At 58.8% G+C, this 19894-nt stretch carries 18 protein-coding genes; 5 read left to right on the top strand and 13 right to left on the bottom strand.

Annotation, left to right across the window (positions count from 1 at the left end):
• Positions 1 to 129 precede the first annotated feature (129 nt).
• The 4 genes from KGA97_RS12165 to KGA97_RS12150 all read right to left on the bottom strand — a co-directional run bounded on the left by KGA97_RS12165 (position 130) and on the right by KGA97_RS12150 (position 4380).
• Positions 130 to 918, bottom strand: coding sequence for a MipA/OmpV family protein (locus tag KGA97_RS12165; RefSeq protein WP_223480841.1), 789 nt, complete (start codon positions 916 to 918; stop codon positions 130 to 132).
• Between the two features lie 159 nt (positions 919 to 1077).
• Positions 1078 to 3327: a TonB-dependent siderophore receptor gene (locus tag KGA97_RS12160; RefSeq protein ID WP_223480840.1), complete on the bottom strand. Its 2250-nt coding sequence runs from the start codon at positions 3325 to 3327 to the stop codon at positions 1078 to 1080.
• Positions 3328 to 3432: 105 nt separating this feature from the next.
• Positions 3433 to 3921: a GFA family protein gene (locus KGA97_RS12155; protein ID WP_207285658.1), complete on the bottom strand. Its 489-nt coding sequence runs from the start codon at positions 3919 to 3921 to the stop codon at positions 3433 to 3435.
• A 57-nt stretch (positions 3922 to 3978) separates the two neighbouring features.
• On the bottom strand, positions 3979 to 4380 hold the full coding sequence (locus tag KGA97_RS12150) for a PaaI family thioesterase (protein ID WP_008038201.1): 402 nt from the start codon (positions 4378 to 4380) through the stop codon (positions 3979 to 3981).
• Between the two features lie 258 nt (positions 4381 to 4638).
• Between KGA97_RS12150 and KGA97_RS12145 the strand changes: the two genes are divergently transcribed.
• The 3 genes from KGA97_RS12145 to KGA97_RS12135 all read left to right on the top strand — a co-directional run bounded on the left by KGA97_RS12145 (position 4639) and on the right by KGA97_RS12135 (position 7833).
• Entirely contained in the window at positions 4639 to 5523 is an 885-nt protein-coding gene (locus KGA97_RS12145) for a LysR substrate-binding domain-containing protein (RefSeq protein WP_008038204.1), read from the top strand.
• Between the two features lie 100 nt (positions 5524 to 5623).
• Complete coding sequence (aguA, locus tag KGA97_RS12140; RefSeq protein WP_008038209.1) at positions 5624 to 6733, top strand: agmatine deiminase; 1110 nt, start codon at positions 5624 to 5626, stop codon at positions 6731 to 6733.
• Between the two features lie 2 nt (positions 6734 to 6735).
• Positions 6736 to 7833: an extracellular solute-binding protein gene (locus KGA97_RS12135; protein WP_223480839.1), complete on the top strand. Its 1098-nt coding sequence runs from the start codon at positions 6736 to 6738 to the stop codon at positions 7831 to 7833.
• Positions 7834 to 7963: 130 nt separating this feature from the next.
• Here KGA97_RS12135 and KGA97_RS12130 read toward each other — a convergent pair whose 3' ends face one another.
• The 7 genes from KGA97_RS12130 to KGA97_RS12100 all read right to left on the bottom strand — a co-directional run bounded on the left by KGA97_RS12130 (position 7964) and on the right by KGA97_RS12100 (position 16396).
• Positions 7964 to 8581 carry a DNA-3-methyladenine glycosylase family protein gene (locus tag KGA97_RS12130; RefSeq protein ID WP_223480838.1) on the bottom strand — a complete coding sequence of 206 codons (618 nt, stop codon included), beginning with the start codon at positions 8579 to 8581 and terminating at the stop codon, positions 7964 to 7966.
• A 5-nt stretch (positions 8582 to 8586) separates the two neighbouring features.
• On the bottom strand, positions 8587 to 9399 hold the full coding sequence (locus KGA97_RS12125; protein WP_223480837.1) for an isocitrate lyase/phosphoenolpyruvate mutase family protein: 813 nt from the start codon (positions 9397 to 9399) through the stop codon (positions 8587 to 8589).
• 31 nt (positions 9400 to 9430) lie between these two features.
• Positions 9431 to 10513, bottom strand: a complete 1083-nt coding sequence (locus tag KGA97_RS12120; protein ID WP_032832426.1) for a bifunctional transcriptional activator/DNA repair enzyme AdaA — start codon at positions 10511 to 10513, stop codon at positions 9431 to 9433.
• Positions 10514 to 10587: 74 nt separating this feature from the next.
• Positions 10588 to 12231 (bottom strand): O-antigen ligase family protein, encoded by a 1644-nt coding sequence (locus KGA97_RS12115; protein WP_223480836.1) that lies wholly within the window; start codon positions 12229 to 12231, stop codon positions 10588 to 10590.
• A 550-nt stretch (positions 12232 to 12781) separates the two neighbouring features.
• Positions 12782 to 14284, bottom strand: a complete 1503-nt coding sequence (locus KGA97_RS12110) for an O-antigen ligase family protein (RefSeq protein WP_207285662.1) — start codon at positions 14282 to 14284, stop codon at positions 12782 to 12784.
• 503 nt (positions 14285 to 14787) lie between these two features.
• Positions 14788 to 15408 (bottom strand): LysE family translocator, encoded by a 621-nt coding sequence (locus tag KGA97_RS12105; protein ID WP_192227379.1) that lies wholly within the window; start codon positions 15406 to 15408, stop codon positions 14788 to 14790.
• 91 nt (positions 15409 to 15499) lie between these two features.
• Entirely contained in the window at positions 15500 to 16396 is an 897-nt protein-coding gene (locus tag KGA97_RS12100; RefSeq protein ID WP_008038222.1) for a DMT family transporter, read from the bottom strand.
• A gap of 101 nt (positions 16397 to 16497) precedes the next feature.
• On the opposite strand from KGA97_RS12100, the gene KGA97_RS12095 reads away from it, so the two are divergent.
• Both KGA97_RS12095 and KGA97_RS12090 read left to right on the top strand, forming a co-directional pair.
• Positions 16498 to 17829 (top strand): PLP-dependent aminotransferase family protein, encoded by a 1332-nt coding sequence (locus KGA97_RS12095; protein ID WP_223480842.1) that lies wholly within the window; start codon positions 16498 to 16500, stop codon positions 17827 to 17829.
• Between the two features lie 85 nt (positions 17830 to 17914).
• Complete coding sequence (locus KGA97_RS12090; RefSeq protein ID WP_223480835.1) at positions 17915 to 18502, top strand: LysE family translocator; 588 nt, start codon at positions 17915 to 17917, stop codon at positions 18500 to 18502.
• Between the two features lie 8 nt (positions 18503 to 18510).
• On the opposite strand, the gene KGA97_RS12085 is transcribed toward KGA97_RS12090, so the two are convergent.
• Positions 18511 to 19344 carry an AraC family transcriptional regulator gene (locus KGA97_RS12085; protein WP_223480834.1) on the bottom strand — a complete coding sequence of 278 codons (834 nt, stop codon included), beginning with the start codon at positions 19342 to 19344 and terminating at the stop codon, positions 18511 to 18513.
• Between the two features lie 35 nt (positions 19345 to 19379).
• Entirely contained in the window at positions 19380 to 19883 is a 504-nt protein-coding gene (locus KGA97_RS12080; RefSeq protein ID WP_223480833.1) for a VOC family protein, read from the bottom strand.
• Positions 19884 to 19894 lie beyond the last annotated feature (11 nt).

The following is a 19894-nucleotide window of genomic DNA, read 5'->3' as shown; positions in this document are numbered from 1 at the left end:
GTTGTGTGTTGCCGACGACCCCTTCGCGGGCAAGCCTCGCTCCTACAGGTTATCGGTGTTTTTATGATCGACGCATAACCCGTAGGAGCGAGGCTTGCCCGCGAAGGGGCCTTCAGCAACACCCTCAAATCAAAAGCTGTAAACGACCTGCCCAGCCACCGAAGTCTGCAAGCGACGCTCGACAATCGGACTGTCCGCCGCTTTACCACCCAGGTACTGCACCGCCAGCACCGTCGTAAAACTCCATTCATCGTTGATCGGCAGCGACCAGGTCAGATCCGCCCCCCGACTCACCAGACCACCTTTGGTGTCATACGCCTTGAACTTGCTGCGCGACGCTTGAGCGCTGCTCACGCCATACCAGGTGCGCATGTAATTGCTGTCGCCGAACTGACTGTTCAGGCTGCCGACGACCTTGCCGTAGTCACCTTCATAAAACGGCGCGCTGATGCTCAGTTTCAATCGGTTCCAGGCTGAGCCGGTGTCGTGTTCGTCCTCGTCTTCTTCAAGCGCATGTTCATAACTGGCGCCGAGAATGATCGGCCCCATGTGATAGGTTCCGTCCAGCCCCAGCAAGGGACGCGACTTGATCGAGCCCATACCGTTGAGCTCATCCGAGCCCTTGAATCCGCTTTTACGGTCCTTGCGCACATCACTTGCGCCGACGTAGACGCTGAGGCCGAAGTCCTCTTCGTCAAACGCCCAGCCAAGACCCTTTTGCGTGTCGAGAAAGAAACCATAAGGGCTGACGATTTCGCCGCCCAGCAACGGTGCGACTACGCGTTCATCACTGCCGCTGTAACGCGGCGCACTGGCAGCGCCGGCGCGCAGGCTGTAGTGCCAGTCTTCGGCATACAAGGAAGTGGAGGGGAGAAGCAGGCAAAAAGAGGTCAACGGCAAATACAGCGAACGAAACATGGGAGCACCCTGGGTGATAGTGGATGCGCCCATGCTAGGCGGGTGCCGCCCGGCAATCTTTGGCAGCTTTGTCGCAAAACTGTCAAAGACTGTGAACGGGGGTTGGCGAGCGATGAGTCGTCTGTGGCGAGGGCGTAAATCCCTCGCCACAGAATCAGCTTAGAAGTCCCACTTGGTGGTCAGCATCAGGTTGCGCGGCTCGCCGTAGAACGTGGTGTCGAAGTTGCCCAGGCCGGTCAGGTACTTCTTGTCGAAGATGTTGTTGGCGTTGGCGGTGAAGCTCAGGTGCTCGTTGTACTGGTAACGGGTCATCAGGTCCACGAGGGTGTAGCCGCCCTGTTTGATCCGGGTGTAGTCGCCAGCGGGAGCGCTGTAGATTTTGCCGTAGAAAGCGCTCTGCCAGCTGATGCCGCCGCCAACGGTCACTTTGTCCAGGGCGCCAGGCAGGCGATAGGTGGTGAACGTGCGCACAACGTGCTCAGGTTTGCTGGTGGACAGCGGGTAACCGAATATCCGCTGCTCGTCTTTATCACGGGTGCGTGCGTAGGTGTAACCGGCCGTCAGGTTCCAGCCCTCGGTCAGTTCGCCGGCCAGTTCCAGTTCCACACCTTTTGTGGTTGTGCCGTCGATGGCTTTGTAGATGCCTTCGTTGGTGATTGCGTTGGTGCCAGTTTGCTCGGCGACGCCGTCCTGCTCGATGCGGAACAACGCCAGGCTGGCATTCAGCCGGCCATCGAGGTAAGCGGCTTTCAGACCGGTTTCGTAGCTGACGCCTTCAACCGGTGCCAGGGTCATGCCACTGGCATCCTTGTTGGTCTGTGGCTGATAGATCGAGGTGTAGCTGGCGTATACCGAGTACACGTCGTTCAGGTCATAGACCACGCCGGCGTAAGGCGTGACGACGCCGTGTTCCTTGTAGCTCGCGTGGCTGTCGTCCAGCGGTGAATCCGCGTTGTAGCGGTAATCTTCGTTGTACTTGAAGGTGCTCAGGCGGCTGCCGAGGATGACCGACAGATCATCGGTCGGGCGCAGGCGAGTGGCGAGGTACACACCGTTCTGGCTCTGGGTGCGTTCGTATTTGCCGTTGGCCGGGAACTCCTGTTTCGGCAGATGGCCGTCCCAGTCGTAGATGCTCCCCGGGACCATTTCGAAGGCGCTGGTGTCGTAGGTGGAACCGGTCTGGCGGGAGTGGGACGTCATGACGCCGGCCACCAGGTCATGCTCGCGACCGCCCAGTGAGAAGGGGCCGGAGACGTTCACGTCGGCGGTGTCCTGCACGCGATGACCTTCCCAGCGACCCCAGAAGAGGAACATGCCGTCGCCGGTATCGCGGTTCGGGTTGCCACCGCTGGCCGAGGCCAGTTGGGTGTCGTGTTCGGTGGTTTTCTCGCTGAGGCTGGCCTTGAATTTCCAGTCGTTGGCCAGCGCTTGTTCCAGCGAGGCAAAGTAGGTGATTTCGTCGAAATCGCGGCGGCTCCAGTCGGCCGCCGGGTTGAAGCTGCGCGAAAAGTCGGTACGGCCGCCGTCGGAGAAATACGTCGGGTTGCCGGTCCAGGAACTGCCGCGAGGCGTGGCGCTGGACTTGTCGATGCCGAATGTCAGCAGGGTATCGTCGGTCAGGTCGGCTTCGAGGATGCCGTAGTACAGGTCTTTCTTTTGGCTGTAGTGGTCAATGTAGGAGTCCTTGTCCTGGTACACGCCGACAAAGCGCCCGCGCACGTTGCCCGAGTCAGTCAGCGAACCGGAAATATCGCCAGTGGTGCGGTAATTGTCCCAGGAACCGACGGTGCCGCTGATCGAGGCCTTGAACTCTTTGGTCGGCTTCTTGCGGATCAGGTTGACGGTGGCGGACGGGTCGCCAGCACCGGTCATCAGGCCGGTTGCGCCCTTGACGACCTCGATGCGGTCGAGGCTGGCGGAGTCGTCGCTGTTGTTCGGGTTTTCACCATAAACACCGTCGTACGGCTGGTTGACCCCGTCGTACTGGAAGTTGGTGATGGCAAAGCCGCGGGCGGAAAACTCGGTACGGTCGCTGTCATATTTCTGCGTCGAAACACCGGGGGTGTTACGCAACGCATCGCTGATGCTTTGCACACCGCGATCGTCCATTTGCTGGCGGGTAATCACCGTGACCGATTGCGGTGTTTCACGCAGCGACAACGGCAGGCCGGTGGCCGAAGACGTTGAGCCGGTGGTGTAGGAATGGGTGTCCTCGGTGGTCGCGCCCAAGGCGACACCATTGATATTCGTCGCACCCAGTTGCAGCACGCCGTCGTCCTTGGCTGCCGTTTTGCCGGTGGCCGTTTCGGCGGCATGGGCGGTGGAGGCAAGACTCAGCAGAGCGGCCGGAAGGGCCAGTGCCAAGGGGCACAGGGCAAAACGAAAACGCGCAGCAATTGGGTGCGACATGGAGATCCCTTTGTATCGAATCGATCGGTAAGTGAAAGGCTTCTGAGGGTTAACCGAACGAAAAACGCAAAGGGGAACTGCCGTGTGAAAAAATCGAAGTTTTGATTAGCGAGCCAGACCCAGTCGCTCGTGCCACTGTGCGATGGACTCTTCGGGCCAGATCTCGCACTGCCGATCACCGGCATGCGCCGCAACCTCCACCCACGGCGCTTTCGAATTGAGCATCACGTGCGTGTACTCGGGTGGCACCGGCAACGCCGTATCAATGGCCGAGGCGAACGGGTGAATCAGTTCCGGCCATTCAGGGCTGAACAGCCACAAGCCCGAGCCACACACCGAGCAGAAGTGCCGCTCTGCCGTGCTGCGGTGCGCGCGTTTGGCATCTTCGTCCTTGAGTCGTGCGTGATAGATCGCGATGGATTTGCGACCGCGCACCTTGAGGCTGGCGGCATCGCCCGCGATGTTGACCGAGTAACCGCCACCGCCCTGGGTCTTGCGGCAGATCGAGCAATAGCAACGTTGGTAAGGGTAGGGGTGGGCGCTGGTCAGACTGAACGACACGGCACCGCAGTGGCAGGAGCCTTCGAGTCGCATGGCAGAACCTCCAAATGATTGGCTGTTACTTCCCTGACCGCCCCGAAAACCGGTGGTTCATTGCTGGATCGGCACCAGGATCGCATCGCCGGTTGCCACCAGCTTCAACTGATCCCCTGTTTGTGCGAACAGTTCGGCACGGGCAAACACCTGCTTCTTGCCAGACTTCACCACCTGGCCGCGCGCAATGAACACTTCACCGACGGCGGGTGCAAGGCAATTCACCGAAAAATGCGATGCCAGGACATTGCCAGCGACCGTTCCGGCCGCAAACCCACAGGCGGTATCGAGCAGCGCGCCAATCAGGCCGGCATGCAGAAAACCTGCGTATTGCGCCATATCCGCCTCGCGAAAAGCCATGGTCAGTTCCACCTCGCCCGGCTCGGTGCGAGTGACCTCGAAACCGGCCCAGCGGTTGAAGGCGGACGTTGAGTTGATCTTTTTGAGTGCATCAAGCATGGCGAATCCCTCCGGTTGAGGCATCAACATGCGCCGGGTTCTGGGGGATGTCATGGTGGATAAAGAAGGGTGATGGGCGGGTGGCTTGGTGGTGAATATTCTGGCCTTATCGCTAGCAGGCTAGCTCCCACATTGGATCTCCAGTGTTCATGAGACCACTGTGGGAGCTAGCCTGCTGGCGATAAACGAAAACGCGGTCCCACTGGACGCCCACCGCCCGCCAAGTCAGCATGAGCACCTCGAATCGGGAACCGACCCATGCGACGACTACCTTCCCTTGCAGCCCTCAAAACCTTCGAATGCGCCGCCCGCCACGCCCACTTCGGCCGGGCCGCCGCAGAGCTGTGCGTCACCGACAGCGCCGTCAGCCATCAGATCCGCCAGCTCGAAGAGCAACTGGGCGTGTCGCTGTTCATCCGCGAAGGCCGGCAAATCCGTCCGACCATGGCCGCCGGGCGCCTGATGCAAAGCCTGCAGCAAGCCTTCGAACTGATTGGTGAAGCCTGCGATGAACTGCGCGATCCGTCGTCGCTGGCGGTGTTGCGCCTTGCGGTGACGGCCGAGCTGGCGCAAAAGTGGTTGATGCGTCGCCTCACGGATTTCTATGCGCGCTATCCGCATATAACCTTGCACCTCTACGAACAGCCCATCGACGCCACCGCGCCGGGGGAAGACATCGATCTGGCCATCACCTACGGCACCGGCCCGGTGGACAGCAGCGCGTACTTCGTTCGGCCGTTGCCGGCATTGCAGTTTTTCCCGGTGTGCAGCCCCGGCCTGTTCAACCAGGGCGCCCTGAAAACCCCGAAGGACCTGGCGCGCCACTGCCTGTTGCACGACGATCAGGACGGCAAGACCTGGACCGCGTGGCTCACCAGTCATGCCGGCGATCTACGCCCCGAACGACAGTTGTATTTCGCCCATGCCGGCCTGGCGCTGGAAGCCGCGGCCCAAGGACAGGGCGTGGCCATGGGCGATAACCTCACGGCGCAGGAAGACTTGCTCAGCGGTCGACTGGTCCGGCCGTTTACCTCAAGCATGACTGCGCTGGGCCAATACGCGCTGGTGTGTGAACGAGTGCGCCTGGAGCGTCCGGCTGTGGCGCAGATGCTTGAATGGTTCAACGATCAGCTGATCGATTGATGAGTTGAATTCAACTATTCCGAAATAATCATCGTTGGTGAGGAGGGCGCCGACGACCTTAGCCTGTGGTCATTCCAATCCCCGTCAACGAGGTTTGACCATGGCACGTTCGCTCGACACCACCCCAAAACAAGACGGCTTCCGCCTGCCCGGCGAATTCGAAACCAAGGCCGGTTGCTGGCTCGGCTGGCCGGAGCGCACCGATGTCTGGCGCAACGGGGCCAAGCCGGCGCAGAAAGTCTGGGTGCAGATCGTCACCGCCATCTCTCAAAGTGAACCGGTCACCGTGTGTGCCTCCGCCGCGCAATTCGCCACGGCGCGCCGTCAGTTGCCGCCGCAAGTCCGCGTGGTGGAAATGACCTGCAACGACACCTGGTTCCGGGACAGCGGTCCGTGCTTTGTGGTGAATGACGCCAGCGGCGAAGTACGCGGCGTCGACTTCGAATTCAACGCGTACGGCGGCCTCGATGGCGGCTTGTACTACCCGTGGGACAAGGACGACCAGATCGCCAGCAAGATCCTCGAAATCGAACGTTTCGACCGCTACCGCGCACCGCTGATCGCCGAACTCGGCGGCATCCAGAGTGACGGCCAGGGCAGCATCCTCACCACCGAACAATGCCTGCTCAACCGCAATCGCAACCAGCACCTGGGCAAGGAAGAAGTCACCCGGCGGCTGACGGACTACCTCGGCGCCGAGCAAGTCATCTGGCTGCCGCGCGGTTGCAAGTTCGACGAAACCGACGGTCACGTCGACGACCTCGCGTGCTTCGTGCGTCCCGGTGAAGTGGTGCTGCAATGGACCGACAACCGCGATGACCCGCAATGGGAAATCTATCAGGAAGCCTACGACGTCCTGCGCAGCACCCGTGACAGCCGTGGCCGCGAGTTGATCGTACACAAACTGCCACAACCCGACGTGCTGGAATGGACTGCAGAAGAAGCCGAAGGTCTGGACCAGCAAGACAGCACCCACACCCGTCAGGCCGGCACCAAAATCTGCGCGTCGTATATCAACTACTACGCCGGCAACACCTCGATCGTGGTGCCGCTGTTTGGTGATCGTAACGATCAGGTGGCACTGGCGACACTGGCTGAGCTGTTCCCGCAGCACAAGATCGTCGGCATCGAAAACTCCCGGGAAATCCTGCTCGGCGGCGGTAACGTCGCGTGCATCACCATGCCTCAATACGCTGGTAAAGGAGTGTGATCATGGGCCTGCACAAACTGACTCAAGCGTTATTGCTGGTGCTTGCACCCTTGTGTGTGCAGGCCGCCGACAGCGCCAGACCGGTGGTGAACCTGTACATCTGGGGCGAATACCTGGCCCCGGATACCCTGACCAATTTCGAGAAAAAGACCGGCATCCATGTGATCGCCGATCATTTCGATTCCCTGGAAACCGTCGAGACCAAACTGCTCACCGGTCGCAGTGGTTATGACCTGGTGCTGACGGCGGGGCAGCATTTGTCCAGGGCGATCCAGAGCGGTGCCATTCAAACCTTGAACCTGCAACGGTTGCCGCACTTTGCCGGCGTCGGTGAAGAGTTCCGCCAGCACATGGCGGTTTTCGATCCGGGCAATCGTTACGCCGGGATTTATGCCTGGGGCACGACCGGTGTGGGTCATCAGGAAGAGGCCGTCAAAAAGCGCCTGCCGGAGGCGCCAACGGACAGTTGGGCGATGCTGTTCGATCCGGCGGTGGTCTCGAAATTTTCCGATTGCGGCGTGAGTTTGCTCAACGATCCCAACGAGGTGTTCGCCGCGGTGATGAAGTACATGGGGCTGGACATCAACCGCCAGAACCTCGATGACCTGAAGCTGGCCGAGCAGCAACTGGCGAAGATCCGGCCGTACATTCGTTACTTCGACAATGACCTGAACATCAGCGACCTGGCCAATGGCAACACCTGCGTGGCGATGTCGTGGAATGGCAACGTGGCCATTGCGGCGGGCCAGGCAGAAGCCGCGAAAAAACCGTTCACGTTGACCTACCGGATACCGAAGGAGGGCACGTTGATCTGGTTCGACGCCATGGTCATTCCCAAGGATGCGCCGCATCCCGAGGCCGGGCTGGCGTTGATGGATTACCTCATGACGCCGCAAGTGATTGCGCCAATCACCGACACCATTCACTACGCCAATGCGATCACGGCAGCGGATGACTTGATCGCCCCGGCGATTCGTAATGATCCGGGGACGTATCCGTCGGCGCAGGTGCGGGCTTCGTTGTATAGCAAGAATGACAATGGCAAGGCGTTCAACCGGGCGTTGATTCGGGCGTTCAGTCGGTTGAAATCCGGGTTGTGACTGGCTTTGAGTGATGTGTTGAATGGGCTGGCGCCATCGCGAGCAGGCTCGCTCCCACAGGGGATCTCCAGCGTTCACAAAATCCCTGTAGGAGCGAGGCCGGCTTGGCGGCAAAGAACGATAATGCGGGCTATTTGGCTGGCACCCGCCACAAATACCAGGACGCTACCGTCCGGTAAGGGCTCCACTTCAAGCCGATCTCGACCATCTGTTTGCGCGTCGGCTGCACCTCCAGGCCCTTCAACCGCCGATAGCCCTCACGTACCCCAAAGTCATCCGCCGGTAGGATGTCCGGGCGCTCCAGGCTGTAGATCAGCAGCATCTCCACGGTCCAGCGCCCAACGCCGCGCAGGGTAATCAACTGCTCGATCAACGCCTCATCGTCCATGGCCAGCGCCGTTGCATAGTCCGGCACCACGCCGTCCAGCGCTGCTTGAGCGATGCCCTGAATGGTCGCGATTTTGCCGGCGGAAAAGCCGCAACTGCGCAATTGATCAAAACCGCTCGCCAGAATCTGTTCGGGCCGCGGAAACGAGGCCGAAGGAAACAACGCCAGCAGCCGCCCGACAATCGCATCACCGGCCCTGGCGTGCAGTTGCTGATAGGCAATAGCCCGCACCAGCGACTCATACGGGTCGCGAGCTGCATGAGGCTGATGCAGGCAAGGGCCGATGGTCGCGATATGGCGCGCCCAATCGTCGTCAATGGACGCCAGAAAACGGGTCGCGGGCTGATAGGGATCGAGCATGAGGATCAAGTGTTTCCGACGGATTTCAGCAGGGCGTTCACTTCCCCGTACGTGTAGGCCTTGAGCTGGCTGTTGTCGAGTTTGCCGGTCTCCAGAAACCCCTTGGCCAGGCCGGCCATGGCGCCGTACAGAAACTCGGCGATTGCGGAGCCCGCGCTCAAACGCCGTACACCCAGCGCTTTCAACGTCTCTGGGGCGGGTAACCCCGGCAACGCGAGTACGTTCACCGGCAGCGTGGTGCCACGGCACAGTGCGGCAATCTCGTACTCCGCCGAAACACCTGCCGCGAACAGTCCGTCCGCTCCGGCCGCTTGATAAAGCGCGGCGCGTTTGAGTGTTTCCGCGACGCGGTCTTCGGCCGGCACCAAGGCCTTGAGGTACACGTCGGTGCGGGCGTTGATGAACAACTTCACCTGACGGCGCTCCGCAACCTGGCGGGCGATGGCGATCTTGCGCGCCAGCAGCTCGGGCGGCGAAGCACCGTCCTCGATGTTGATCCCGACAGCGCCAGCGGCGAGCACCGCCTCAACCACTTCGGAGACCCGTGCCACGTCATCGGAATAGCCGGCTTCGATGTCCACGGTCAACGGCAGTGAAATCACGCGGGCGATGGCCTCGACGCTCGATACCAGGCGTTCGAGCGGCAGGGTGTTGCCGTCTGCGTAACCGTGCGCCCAGGCGACGGCCGCGCTGCTGGTGGCCACGGCTTTGCAGCCCAGTTGTTCAACGATGCGGGCCCCGGCGGCATCGGCAACGTTGGTGAGAATCAGCAGGCCGTCCTGATGCAGCCTGTGGAATGAGTGGTCGAGCGTATCCATCGATTTCCTTCCTTATGAAAACACCGAGTGATCAGAACGCGAGTTGATGGGTGATCTGCACCGCCGCTTTTTCCAGCCTGAGCAGAAACGCCTTGCGCGGTTGTCCTCCACCATAGCCCGTCAGCGAGCCATCTGCACCGATCACACGGTGGCAGGGCAAGACAATCGAAAGGCGGTTGTGCCCGTTGGCCAGGCCGACGGCGCGACTGGCACCGGGCTTGCCCAGCCGCGCGGCGATGGTGCCGTAGGTGCTGGTCTGGCCGTATGGGATTTTCGCCAGTTCGGCCCAGACTTGCCGGGAGAACTCGCTACCGGGCAGGTGCAGGGGCACCTTGAATTCGGTCAGTTTGCCGGCGAAATAGTGCGCCAGCTCGTCTTCGATTTGCTGCAAGTGAGCGTTGTGACCGGGCGCCACTGCGTAGCCGTAACGGTTCTGCAAGGCCTCGACTTCGCGGGTCAGCGCCGGCCGATCCAGAAACTCCAGCAGCACCAGCCCACGCCGTTCGGCCATGGCGATCATCGGCCCCAGCGGGGTGGTCAGGCGTGCGAACAACAGTGGCTCGCTGTGGGCCGCGCGGCCGGGCGTGATGTGAAAGGATTTTTGAAACGCATCGCGAAATCCACTCAGCGATTCGTATCCCGAATCGAACGCCGCGCTGTCAATGGAATCGCCTTGTCTGATCCCGCCCAGTGCCATGCCGAGGCGCCGGGTACGCAACCATGCATGAAAGGTCATGCCGAAATGCTGTTTGAACCATCGGCGCAGTTTCAGCGGCTCAATGCCCTCGGCCAGCAGTTGCACATCGGTCCAGCGCCGTTCGGGGTCGGCGTCCACCGACTTGAGCAGCCTTTGCACCCAGTCCGGGGCAATGGCGGCAGCGTCCAGCGGTTTGCATCGCAGGCAGGCTCGATAACCGGCGGACAGGCACTCATCCGCATGGGCAAAGAACTCGACATTCTCCGGTTTTGGCTTGCGCGCCGTGCAGCTGGGGCGGCAAAAGATCCCGGTGGTTTTGACCGCGGTAAAAAACACTCCCTCGTACGCGGTGTCGCGTTCGAGCATGGCGCGGACCATCTCGGCGTGGGGAGGGAGCAAAGTGTCTTGTAAGTTCATGGCATGAGCATAAGACGCGGCGCTCGGCACCTCCACCGGAAAATCGACAGGGAATTCCAGTGAGCAGTCGGGCTCTACGTGTTATCGATTTCGGATTTGTTCTTCTGACGGTCGATTAGCACCTGGGTAACGATGATTCCCCATATGACCGCTAATAAAAGATTGAACGTGATGAGCCTGAACACTGCAAAAAAAGCTCCGTATATCGCCATGGTCAGGATAGCCATACGTATGAGTGTCCAGTGAATGGGCTCTGATCTGATCGATGACAGTCTGAAAATGACAGGGCCAAAAAGTAAGGCCGAATACACTAACAAGCCGCTTAATCCCCCGACCATCAACATATAAAATGGCCAGTTGTGCACGTAGGCCACTTGTTTGGCTTCCGAAACGTTGTCAGAGGTCTCCCAGCGCATTTCGTGTTTGACTCCCAATCCATTGCCCATTATCGGGTGAGGCACAAACATTTCCCAGGCGATTTTATATTCATCCATGCGTGCAGAGATATTGAAGTCTTTTGTTATTTTATTGTCTGAAGTTACTTCTGGTTGAATGGAGCGATAGTTGTCGGGTGCGGGCGGTGCTTCAAATGTGCTGGTGTCGTTCGGTGTTGTCTCTGTCGATATGTTTTGTTCGAGGGTGGAAAGTGCTGTTGTCGAAATAAGTGCATCGGGCGAGACAATAGTGTCAACAGGCGTGGTGTTGAGTTCTGAGGTTGGCAGGACGATCAATTGGCTCATTCGGCCAATCCAGATATCCTGAATGCCCGTAGAGTAAATGAATATCAAGCCCGCCGCGCCGAGCGCCGTGAGGGTTGTAATAAATCTCGGCAGCACCTCTTTGCGGTAAACGATGAGGTAAACCAGGAATATAAACATCGCCAGTAATGAGCTCAGTAACATGCTTCTGGTAAACGTGATAAGTATTGCGATCATGCAGGACAGGGCCATCAGCAAACCTGTCGTCGCTGCGGCCTTTGGCTGCGCCAGCGAGGCCAGGGTTACACCGATGACGAGCCCGACAGGCAGGAGGGCGTCCGTGGCCTGTGCGATCGACATGGTTATTCTGTCGCGCATGGGGCCAATGGCGTCGGCGTATTCACTTGCAACGGTTTCCGGGATTCTGAGCGCCTGGTCATCGACCGAAAGAAGCCAATAAGGCCGCCATAAGTCGCTGTGAAAATAATAAAAAATAATAAAACCCGCGAGCATGAATATTGACGTTGCGATTGAAATTCCAATCCAGCGAATCCGGTTGCCGTCCTTGCCTATCAATACCGCGACAGGTAAAAAATTCAACATGAAAAGAAAAGGAATAATTCCTCTGGTCCAGTCCCTGAGCGGGATGTTGTTGTTCAGCGCAACTGTCAGATTTATCGTTATTGCAGTCGAGACTGCCAGTATTGTAAGTCCCCAAAGTTTCAAGTGAGGGCGAGCGGCGGGGGAGCGCAGGCACTCAATAAAAGTGCCTGTCGTAATGACAATCAAAAGAACTGCAAATGAAAATTCTTGTAAGCCAACTGTGGCGGGGGCCGGAGGTAACGCAAGTGCCAGCGGGAATAGTGTCAGCATTCCTAGCCATGGCGAAAAAACCGCTATGATGATAACGGAGGCCATGCCGGCAGTAGCCATAAAAAGAATAGTGTCGTTTTCTTGTGTCAGGCCAATAGCAGTCAGCGCTGCAATAATGATTGCAGCGCTATTTTTAATGCGGATCATAGTGTTCAATACCATGAGTCACTCTCCCTCAGGAGAGCGTCTTTAGGATGGCTTGAAGCGGTTGGATATGACCAAGTCGCTCCTGTCCATGATTCAACTTGCAACGAACCAGTCGATGCGATTAATTCAGCCGGTCAGCACAATTGAATTGCACATTCATGCGTGCTGTCAGCCCTGTGCTTATGAATCGGACATTGACCAACGACTGGGCAGGCGTCTCTGTTGTCCGGCACGCTGAATAAATCATGAGGTGTCCTTTCAGGCATTCTTGGGAGCCCGGGAATCAGGGCGCGGGCAGAAGAAGATACCGACACACTCAGTTGCTGAATGTAGGAAAGTTCCTGAAATGGGTACTCCGCTTTCCCTGTATCAAGCGCCAGCATCTGAAGCTGCGGAGCAGGCATCAAAACCCTGGGCAGGTGGTAAGCGGAGGAGGAGCGAGGCGAGGCGAGGGGGGAGACACTGCTATCGCGGCCCGGCGACGCCCAGGATTAAGGGCGTCGCGGTTTTCAATGCCGTGGACTCGAAAAACGGTGACCTGACCGCTTTTTTACAAAGCCACCTCTTCCTTGATAGAGGACTGGCTTTTGCGGCGATCGGCAAGTATCTGGGCAAATATGAGTCCCCAGATAACGGAAATCAAAAGATTGAAGGTGATGAGCCGGAAGACAGCGAAGAAAGCACCATAGACAGTCATGGTCAGTACGGCCGCACGGATAATGGTCCAGTGCGTCGACTCAGACTTGACCCAGGACAACCTGAAAAACAGCGGCCCGATCAGGACGACCGAATAAACAAGGAAGCCAGCGATGCCGCCGACCATCAAAATATAAAAAACCCAGTTGTGCACATAAGCAACCCATTTGGTTTGCCGCTCATTCTCAACGGTCTCCCACTGCATTTCGTGCTTGATACCCAGGCCGTTGCCTAATACGGGATGGCTGACAAACATGTTCCAGGCAATTTTGTACTCTACCAGCCTGGACGAAACGTTAAAGTCCAGTTTTTCTTTCAAGACAGGGTCTTTACTGTAGAACTCCTTCAGGTTGCCAGTTTTTATTTCTGTCAGTTGGTTCATTCGCCCAATCCATATGTCTTGCATGCCAGTGGCGAAGATGAAGACCACGCCAGCTACGCCTAACGCTGCTCCAATTTTCACGACTTTAAGCCGCATTTCCTTGCGGAACATGAATATAAAAGCGGTAAACACAAATGCGATGAGCAGCGAACTCATCAACATGCTTCGGGTGAAGGTGATCAGTACGGCGAACAGGCAGGTCAAGGCCATCAAAAAACCGATTGCGACGACACTTTTGCGGCGAGCCAGGGTCGCCAGGACGACGCCCAACACGACCCCGACGGGCAACAAGGCATCCGTTGCCTGCGCCACCACCATTGTCACCCTGTCGCGCATCGGGCCAAGGGCGTCGGAATATTGCAGGGCAGCAGTTTCGGACATTCTGACGACCTTGTCGTCTACCATCACAAGCCAGTAGGGCAGCCAGATGTCGTAGTAAAAATAGTAAAAAATAATATAACCGGAGAACAGAAATATGAGTGTGGCAATGGACCCGCCGAGCCAACGTATCCTGCTCTCATCGTTGCCTACGAGTATCGCGACAGACAAAAAGTTATAAATGAAGAGAAACGGAATTGCGCCGCGCACCCAGTCGACCAACGGCACGCCGTTTTTTACCGCGACGAACAGGTTGACTGCCAATACAAACAATCCGACAAGTAATGCCAGGCCGAAATACTTGAGTGCCGCCTTGTTCGCGGATCGTGAAAGTTTTACCAGTACACCCACAAAGATGACGCCCATTAGCAGGGCGAACGAAAGTTCGGTGATTCCGATGGTGGCAGGTGCCGGGGGCAGAGAGAACAGCAGGGGGAATAACGCGAGCATTCCCAGCCAGGGCGAAAACGCCGCCAGGATGATGAGTGAGCAAATACCGGCGACACCCAGATAAAAAACAAAACCGTGTTCTTGTATCAGACAAATAGCGGTAAGCGCTGCAAGTGCAATTGTTGCGCTATTTTTATTAAAAATCATGTTTATTACCTTGATTACTTCCGTGTTAGTAAGGGGGGGCACCTTGAGCGAGGGCCTCAGCAACTGACCTTTTCAGTTCGGCCTGGTTCCATCGACTCAAAGCGAGAGCCCGTCAAAACGATAATGCAGCTGGTTAACCTGGCATTGACAAAGTTCCGGAATTGCGCTGTTGGCGGCCAAGTTGCCGTTAAATCACCCGCCGACAGGCTAGACTCGGTGGGGGCTGGCGCTATGACCATAGGTCGGATCAATTCTGAAATATTTTGAAGTGAGCATTCTAGTCAGTGTGCTGATGTAACGCGAGGGGTGTCATGGCTATTCGGGACGGGAGGTCAGACTCGCAGTCCTTGTTCGGCTTTGGAAGTGCTCGGTTTGAAGCCGTGACGAAGGACGTTACCGGGAGCTTGAATGCCTGGATGCGCGATGGACCTGAAATGAATGAATCCGTTTTTCGAGTGTTCGCTGTCGGCCTGGAGCAGAAAAATCAGCAGGCGTGAAACACTTCAACCACGGCGTGCCATCAGCAACACCGAAGCCGCCGCCGACAGCAACCCCGCACAGCAGCGATTGAAAATCTGCTTGCCCCGAGGTTTCGCAAACCAGCGGCGCATGTGCAGGCCCATGTAGGCGTAGGCGCCGATGGCGATCCATTCCAGGATCAGGAACAGCGCACCCAGCACCGCAAATTGCGGCGTCACGGCCTGGTTCGGGTCGACAAACTGCGGTAGGAATGCAGTGAAAATCAGGATCGCCTTCGGGTTGCCGGCTGCCACCAGGAACTCCTGTCGCGCCAATGTCAGCATCCCCGCCGGCGCGCCAGTCACAACGTTTTCAGCCCCCGGATCCGCGCGCCACAATTGCCAGGCGAGGTAGAACAGGTACGCCGCGCCGACAATCTTGATCCCGTAGAACAACAATTCCGACGTTTGCAACACCACCGCCAGACCTGCCGAGGCAAGGGCGATCATCCCGGCGAATGCCAGCAGTCGACCGATCCCGGCCACACACGCGGTGCGGTAACCGTAACGCGTCGAATTGCTGACCGACAGCAGGTTGTTCGGACCCGGTGCCATGTTCAGGGCGAAGCAGGCCGGGAGAAAAAGGGACAAGGTGGCGAGGTCCATGATCGGCTCCAGAAGCGAGAGCGATATTTTTATCACAGGTGCCGTGCGGCCCAACCCATACAGTGGCGAACGGCACGTCCCGTACAATCGCTTACTTCGCGAACTTCTTCGCCCCCGCCACACATAGAATCACCGCCACGGTCACCGCCAGCATGCCGATGCTGACCTGCTCGTGAAGCAAGGTCGCCGCCAGCGCCAGGCCAAAAAACGGCTGCAAGAGTTGAAGCTGTCCGACCGCGGCAATCCCGCCCTGAGCCAGCCCGCGATACCAGAAAACGAAGCCGATCAGCATGCTGAACAGCGACACGTAACCCAGGCTGAACCAGGCCGGTGTGCTGATCCCGGAGAACGATGCGGGGGCGAGCCACCAGGTCAACAGCGCCATCACCGGCAGCGACAGCACCAGCGCCCAGCAAATCACCTGCCAGCCGCCCAGTGTTCTGGACAGTTTCGCCCCTTCGGCATAACCCAGACCGCACGCGAGGATGGCCAGCAGCATCAGGATGTCGCCTTCAGGTGAGGCGGTCAGGCCTTGTGAGGCAGCAAATCCCACCACCAGCAGGCTGCCCAGCACCGAGAAAAACCAGAATACCGGCCGCGGCCGCTCACCACCGCGGATCACGCCGAACACGGCGGTCGCGAGCGGCAGCAAGCCGACGAAGACGATGGAGTGCGCCGACGTCACGTATTGCAACGCCAGCGCCGTCAACAGTGGAAAGCCGACCACCACGCCCATGGCCACGATGAACAACGGCAGCAGTTGGCTCTTTGCAGGGCGCTTTTCCTTGAACAGCCACAGCATGCATAACGCCAGAACGCCGGCGATGGTTGCCCGGGCGACAGTCAGGAAAACCGGGTCGAACTCCAGCACTGCCACTCGCGTGGCCGGCAGCGAGCCGCTGAAGATCACTACGCCGATCAACCCATTGATCCACCCGCTGGTGGTCTTTTCCCGGGGCTCGATATGCAGGTTCGATACGCGTTCCATTGAGGTCACACTCGATGATTGTTTTCGCGGCGGGTTGCCTTGAGCGCATCGTATGGCTGACTATAAAGACAATCAAAAAATTGTCATGGATACATCTCGAGATGCCGCGCTCCCGATACAAGTCGCTGGTTGATTCCTTTGCCACTGATATCCGTTGCGGACGTTTGCCGCCGGGCACTCGCTTGCCCACGCACCGTCAGTTGGCCGAGTCAGAAGGGCTGGCCCTGGTCACGGCCAGCCGGGTGTATGCAGAGCTTGAGGCGATGGGGCTGGTGAGTGGGGAAACCGGGCGGGGCACGTTCGTTCGGGAGACGTCGCTGCCGCCTGGTCATGGCGTTGATCAACCCGAAGTGGCCGCGGGCGTGATGGACCTGAATTTTAACTACCCCTCATTACCCGGTCAGGCCGATCTGTTGCGCAACGCCTTGCGTCAGCTCGCGTTGTCCGGCGATCTGGAATCCCATCTGCGCTACCAGCCGCATGGCGGGCGCCTGCATGAGCGCGCGTCGGTCGCCAGTCATTTGTGCACGCGAGGGCTGAGCGTAGAGGCCGGGCAGGTATTGATCGTCAGCGGTGCCCAGCATGGTTTGGCGGTGACGATGATGGCGCTGCTGAAACCGGGCGATGTGATCGCGGCAGATGCGTTGACCTACTCGGGTTTCAAAGTGCTGGCGCAAGCGTTGCACTTGGAAATCGTGCCTATTCCCGTCACCGAGACCGGACCGGATCTCGATGCACTCGACACGCTCTGCCGGCGTCGTTCGGTGCGGGCCGTCTACACCATGCCGACCCTGCATAACCCGCTGGGCTGGGTGATGGATGCGGCGTGGCGGAACCAGCTCGTATCGATAGCGCGCGCCCACGACCTGTTGATCATCGAGGACGCCGCGTACGCGTTTCTCGCCACTGACCCGCCATCACCAGTGGCCCAATCGGCGCCGGAAAGGACGGTCTACGTTTCAGGGTTTTCGAAGAACGTCGCCACCGGCCTGCGTGTCGGCTTCGTTGCTGCGCCGGCTGAAAAGGTCCCGGCACTGGAGCGCGTGATCCGGGCGACCACCTGGAATACGCCAGGTGTGATGACCGCGATTGCCTGCGCATGGCTCGACGATGGAACTGTCAGCAAACTCGAGGAGCAAAAGCGCGCGGACGCACAAGCCCGGCAAGCCCTGGCTGCGGAGCTTCTGAAAGGGCTGCCCTGCATCACTCATCCTTCTTCCTACTTTTTATGGCTGCCTCTGGCGGAGGACGCCAGGGCGGACCAGATCGCCGTGGAGTTGATACAAGAGCAAGTGGCCGTTTCCACCGCCGAACCCTTTTCCGTCGCTGCCAATGCGCCCCATGCGATCCGATTGGCGCTGGGGTCGGTGGACATGGATTCTCTTCGGGCAGCGCTGATCAAGGTGAAGCGGGTGGTGGGCGCTTATTCCTAGAACGGTTGGGCAGTTTTCTTCAATACGCGGACCAGCCCGCGCCTTACCGTGAGGCCTGGTTCAACTGAATTGAAGAAGGTATGCAATGAGTCTGATTATTTCGATGGCGGCGTTTGCCCTGGTGGCCTCGATTACGCCGGGGCCGGTCAACATTGTGGCGTTGAGCTCCGGCGCGCAGTTCGGTTTTCGCGCCAGTCAGCGCCACGTGGCCGGCGCAACGCTGGGTTTTGTGTTGCTGCTGGTGTTGATGGGGTTGGGGCTGCATGAAGTGTTGCAGGCATGGCCGGCGCTGACGCGGGTGGTGCAACTGGCCGGCGTGGCGTTTCTGTTGTTCATGGCGTGGAAACTGGCGGCGGACAACGGGCAACTCGACGCGAAGGAGTCGGGGCGGGCGCCGTCGATGGTGTATGGCGCGGTCATGCAGTGGCTCAACCCGAAAGCCTGGCTGGCCTGCGTGGCCGGCATGGGCGCGTTTGTCGCCGATGGCGAGGCGCGGCTGGTCTGGCAGTTTGCCGCGGTGTATCTGGTGATCTGCTACCTGTCCGTCGGTTGCTGGGCGTACGCCGGTACTTTTCTGCGCGGCTATCTGAACAACCCGGTGGGGATGCGTGTGTTCAACCGGATCATGGCGCTGTTGCTGGCGATGAGTGCGATTTACCTGTTGTTGCCCTGATCGATCATTCAGCCGCGATACTGCCCCGGTGTCGCCGCCAGATGCTGTTTGAACGCCCGCTGAAAATGCGCCTGATCGGCAAACCCGGCTTCCAGCGCCACGTCGGCGATCAGCTTGCCGCTGCGCAGTCGATCCTGGGCAAACTGGATGCGTCGGTTGACCAGAAACGCGTGGGGCGTCATGCCGAAATGCTGTTTGAAGGCGCGGATAAGGTAGGACGGCGACAGTTGCGCAGCGTCGCAAATGTCTTCGAGCTTGAGCATTTTCGTGCAGTTGTCGCGAATGTAGTCAGCCGCGCGCTCCAGTTTGAAATTGGGCTCGCGCAGCGGTTGATCGCCGGGGTTGAGGCGTTGCTGCACGTCGGTAAAAAACTCGACCGCTGCGCTGTGTTTGCTCAGCACGTCCTGCTCGCTGTCGACCAGTGTTTCGAACAGCGTCTTCAGGCCGGCAAACAGGCTGGCGTCAGACGTATGGGTGATGGAAAACCGCCGAAATGCCAAGTCGCTGCCGAACCCGAGCTGATGCTGCAAGTCGGTGAGCCACGGCGTATCGACGTACAACATCAAGTACGACCACGGCTGGTCGTCGATTGGATTACAGGCGTGGACGTCGCCGGGATTCATCAGCACTACGGTGCCGGCGCTGACCTCAAACTCCGATTGTTCATGGATATAGGTACTGCGCCCGGCGGTAATCGCACCGATGGAAAAGTGCTCGTGGGCATGCCGGGTGTAACAGACCTCGCGCCCATCGGCGATGGAGCGGGCTTCAATGAAGGGCAGGGCATCGTCGCGCCAGAAGCGGGGGGCCTTGTCAGCGTCTTTGCCAGCGGTGGGCTTCATCGTCGGTGTCCTCGGCAGGTCAGCACCGGAGTGTATTAGCTCTCGCCGTCAAAGGCTCGTTGCAGTGCAGCGATATCGAGTTTTTTCATTTGCAGCATCGCCTCCATGGCGCGCTGTGATTTTGCCGTGTCGGGGTCTTTCATCATGTTCATCAGGGCGATTGGCACGATCTGCCACGACAGGCCGAATTTGTCCTTGAGCCAGCCGCATTGCTGGGCCTGAGGGACACCCCCCGCGCTCAGGGCGCCCCAGAAGTGATCGACTTCCTCCTGGGTCTGGCAATTGACCTGAAACGAGATTGCCTCGCTGAACTTGAACATTGGGCCACCGTTGAGGCCGGTGAAACTCTGTCCGTCGAGCTCGAAGCTGACCGTCATGACCGAGCCTTCAGGGCGGCCATGGAAATCGAAACCGGCGTGGCCATAGTAGGTCGTGGCGGTGATTTTGGAATGATCGAACACCGAGCAGTAAAACTTCGCGGCTTCCTCCGCCTGATCGTCGAACCACAGGCAGGGCGTGAGCTTCTGAACGCGTTGCATGGCGGTAATCC

This window comes from Pseudomonas sp. BF-B-15, assembly GCF_019946675.1.
Classification (GTDB): Bacteria; Pseudomonadota; Gammaproteobacteria; order Pseudomonadales; family Pseudomonadaceae; genus Aquipseudomonas; species Aquipseudomonas migulae.
The sequence above is the reverse complement of the archived record's forward strand: the minus strand, read 5'-3'. Positions and strand labels throughout refer to the sequence as shown.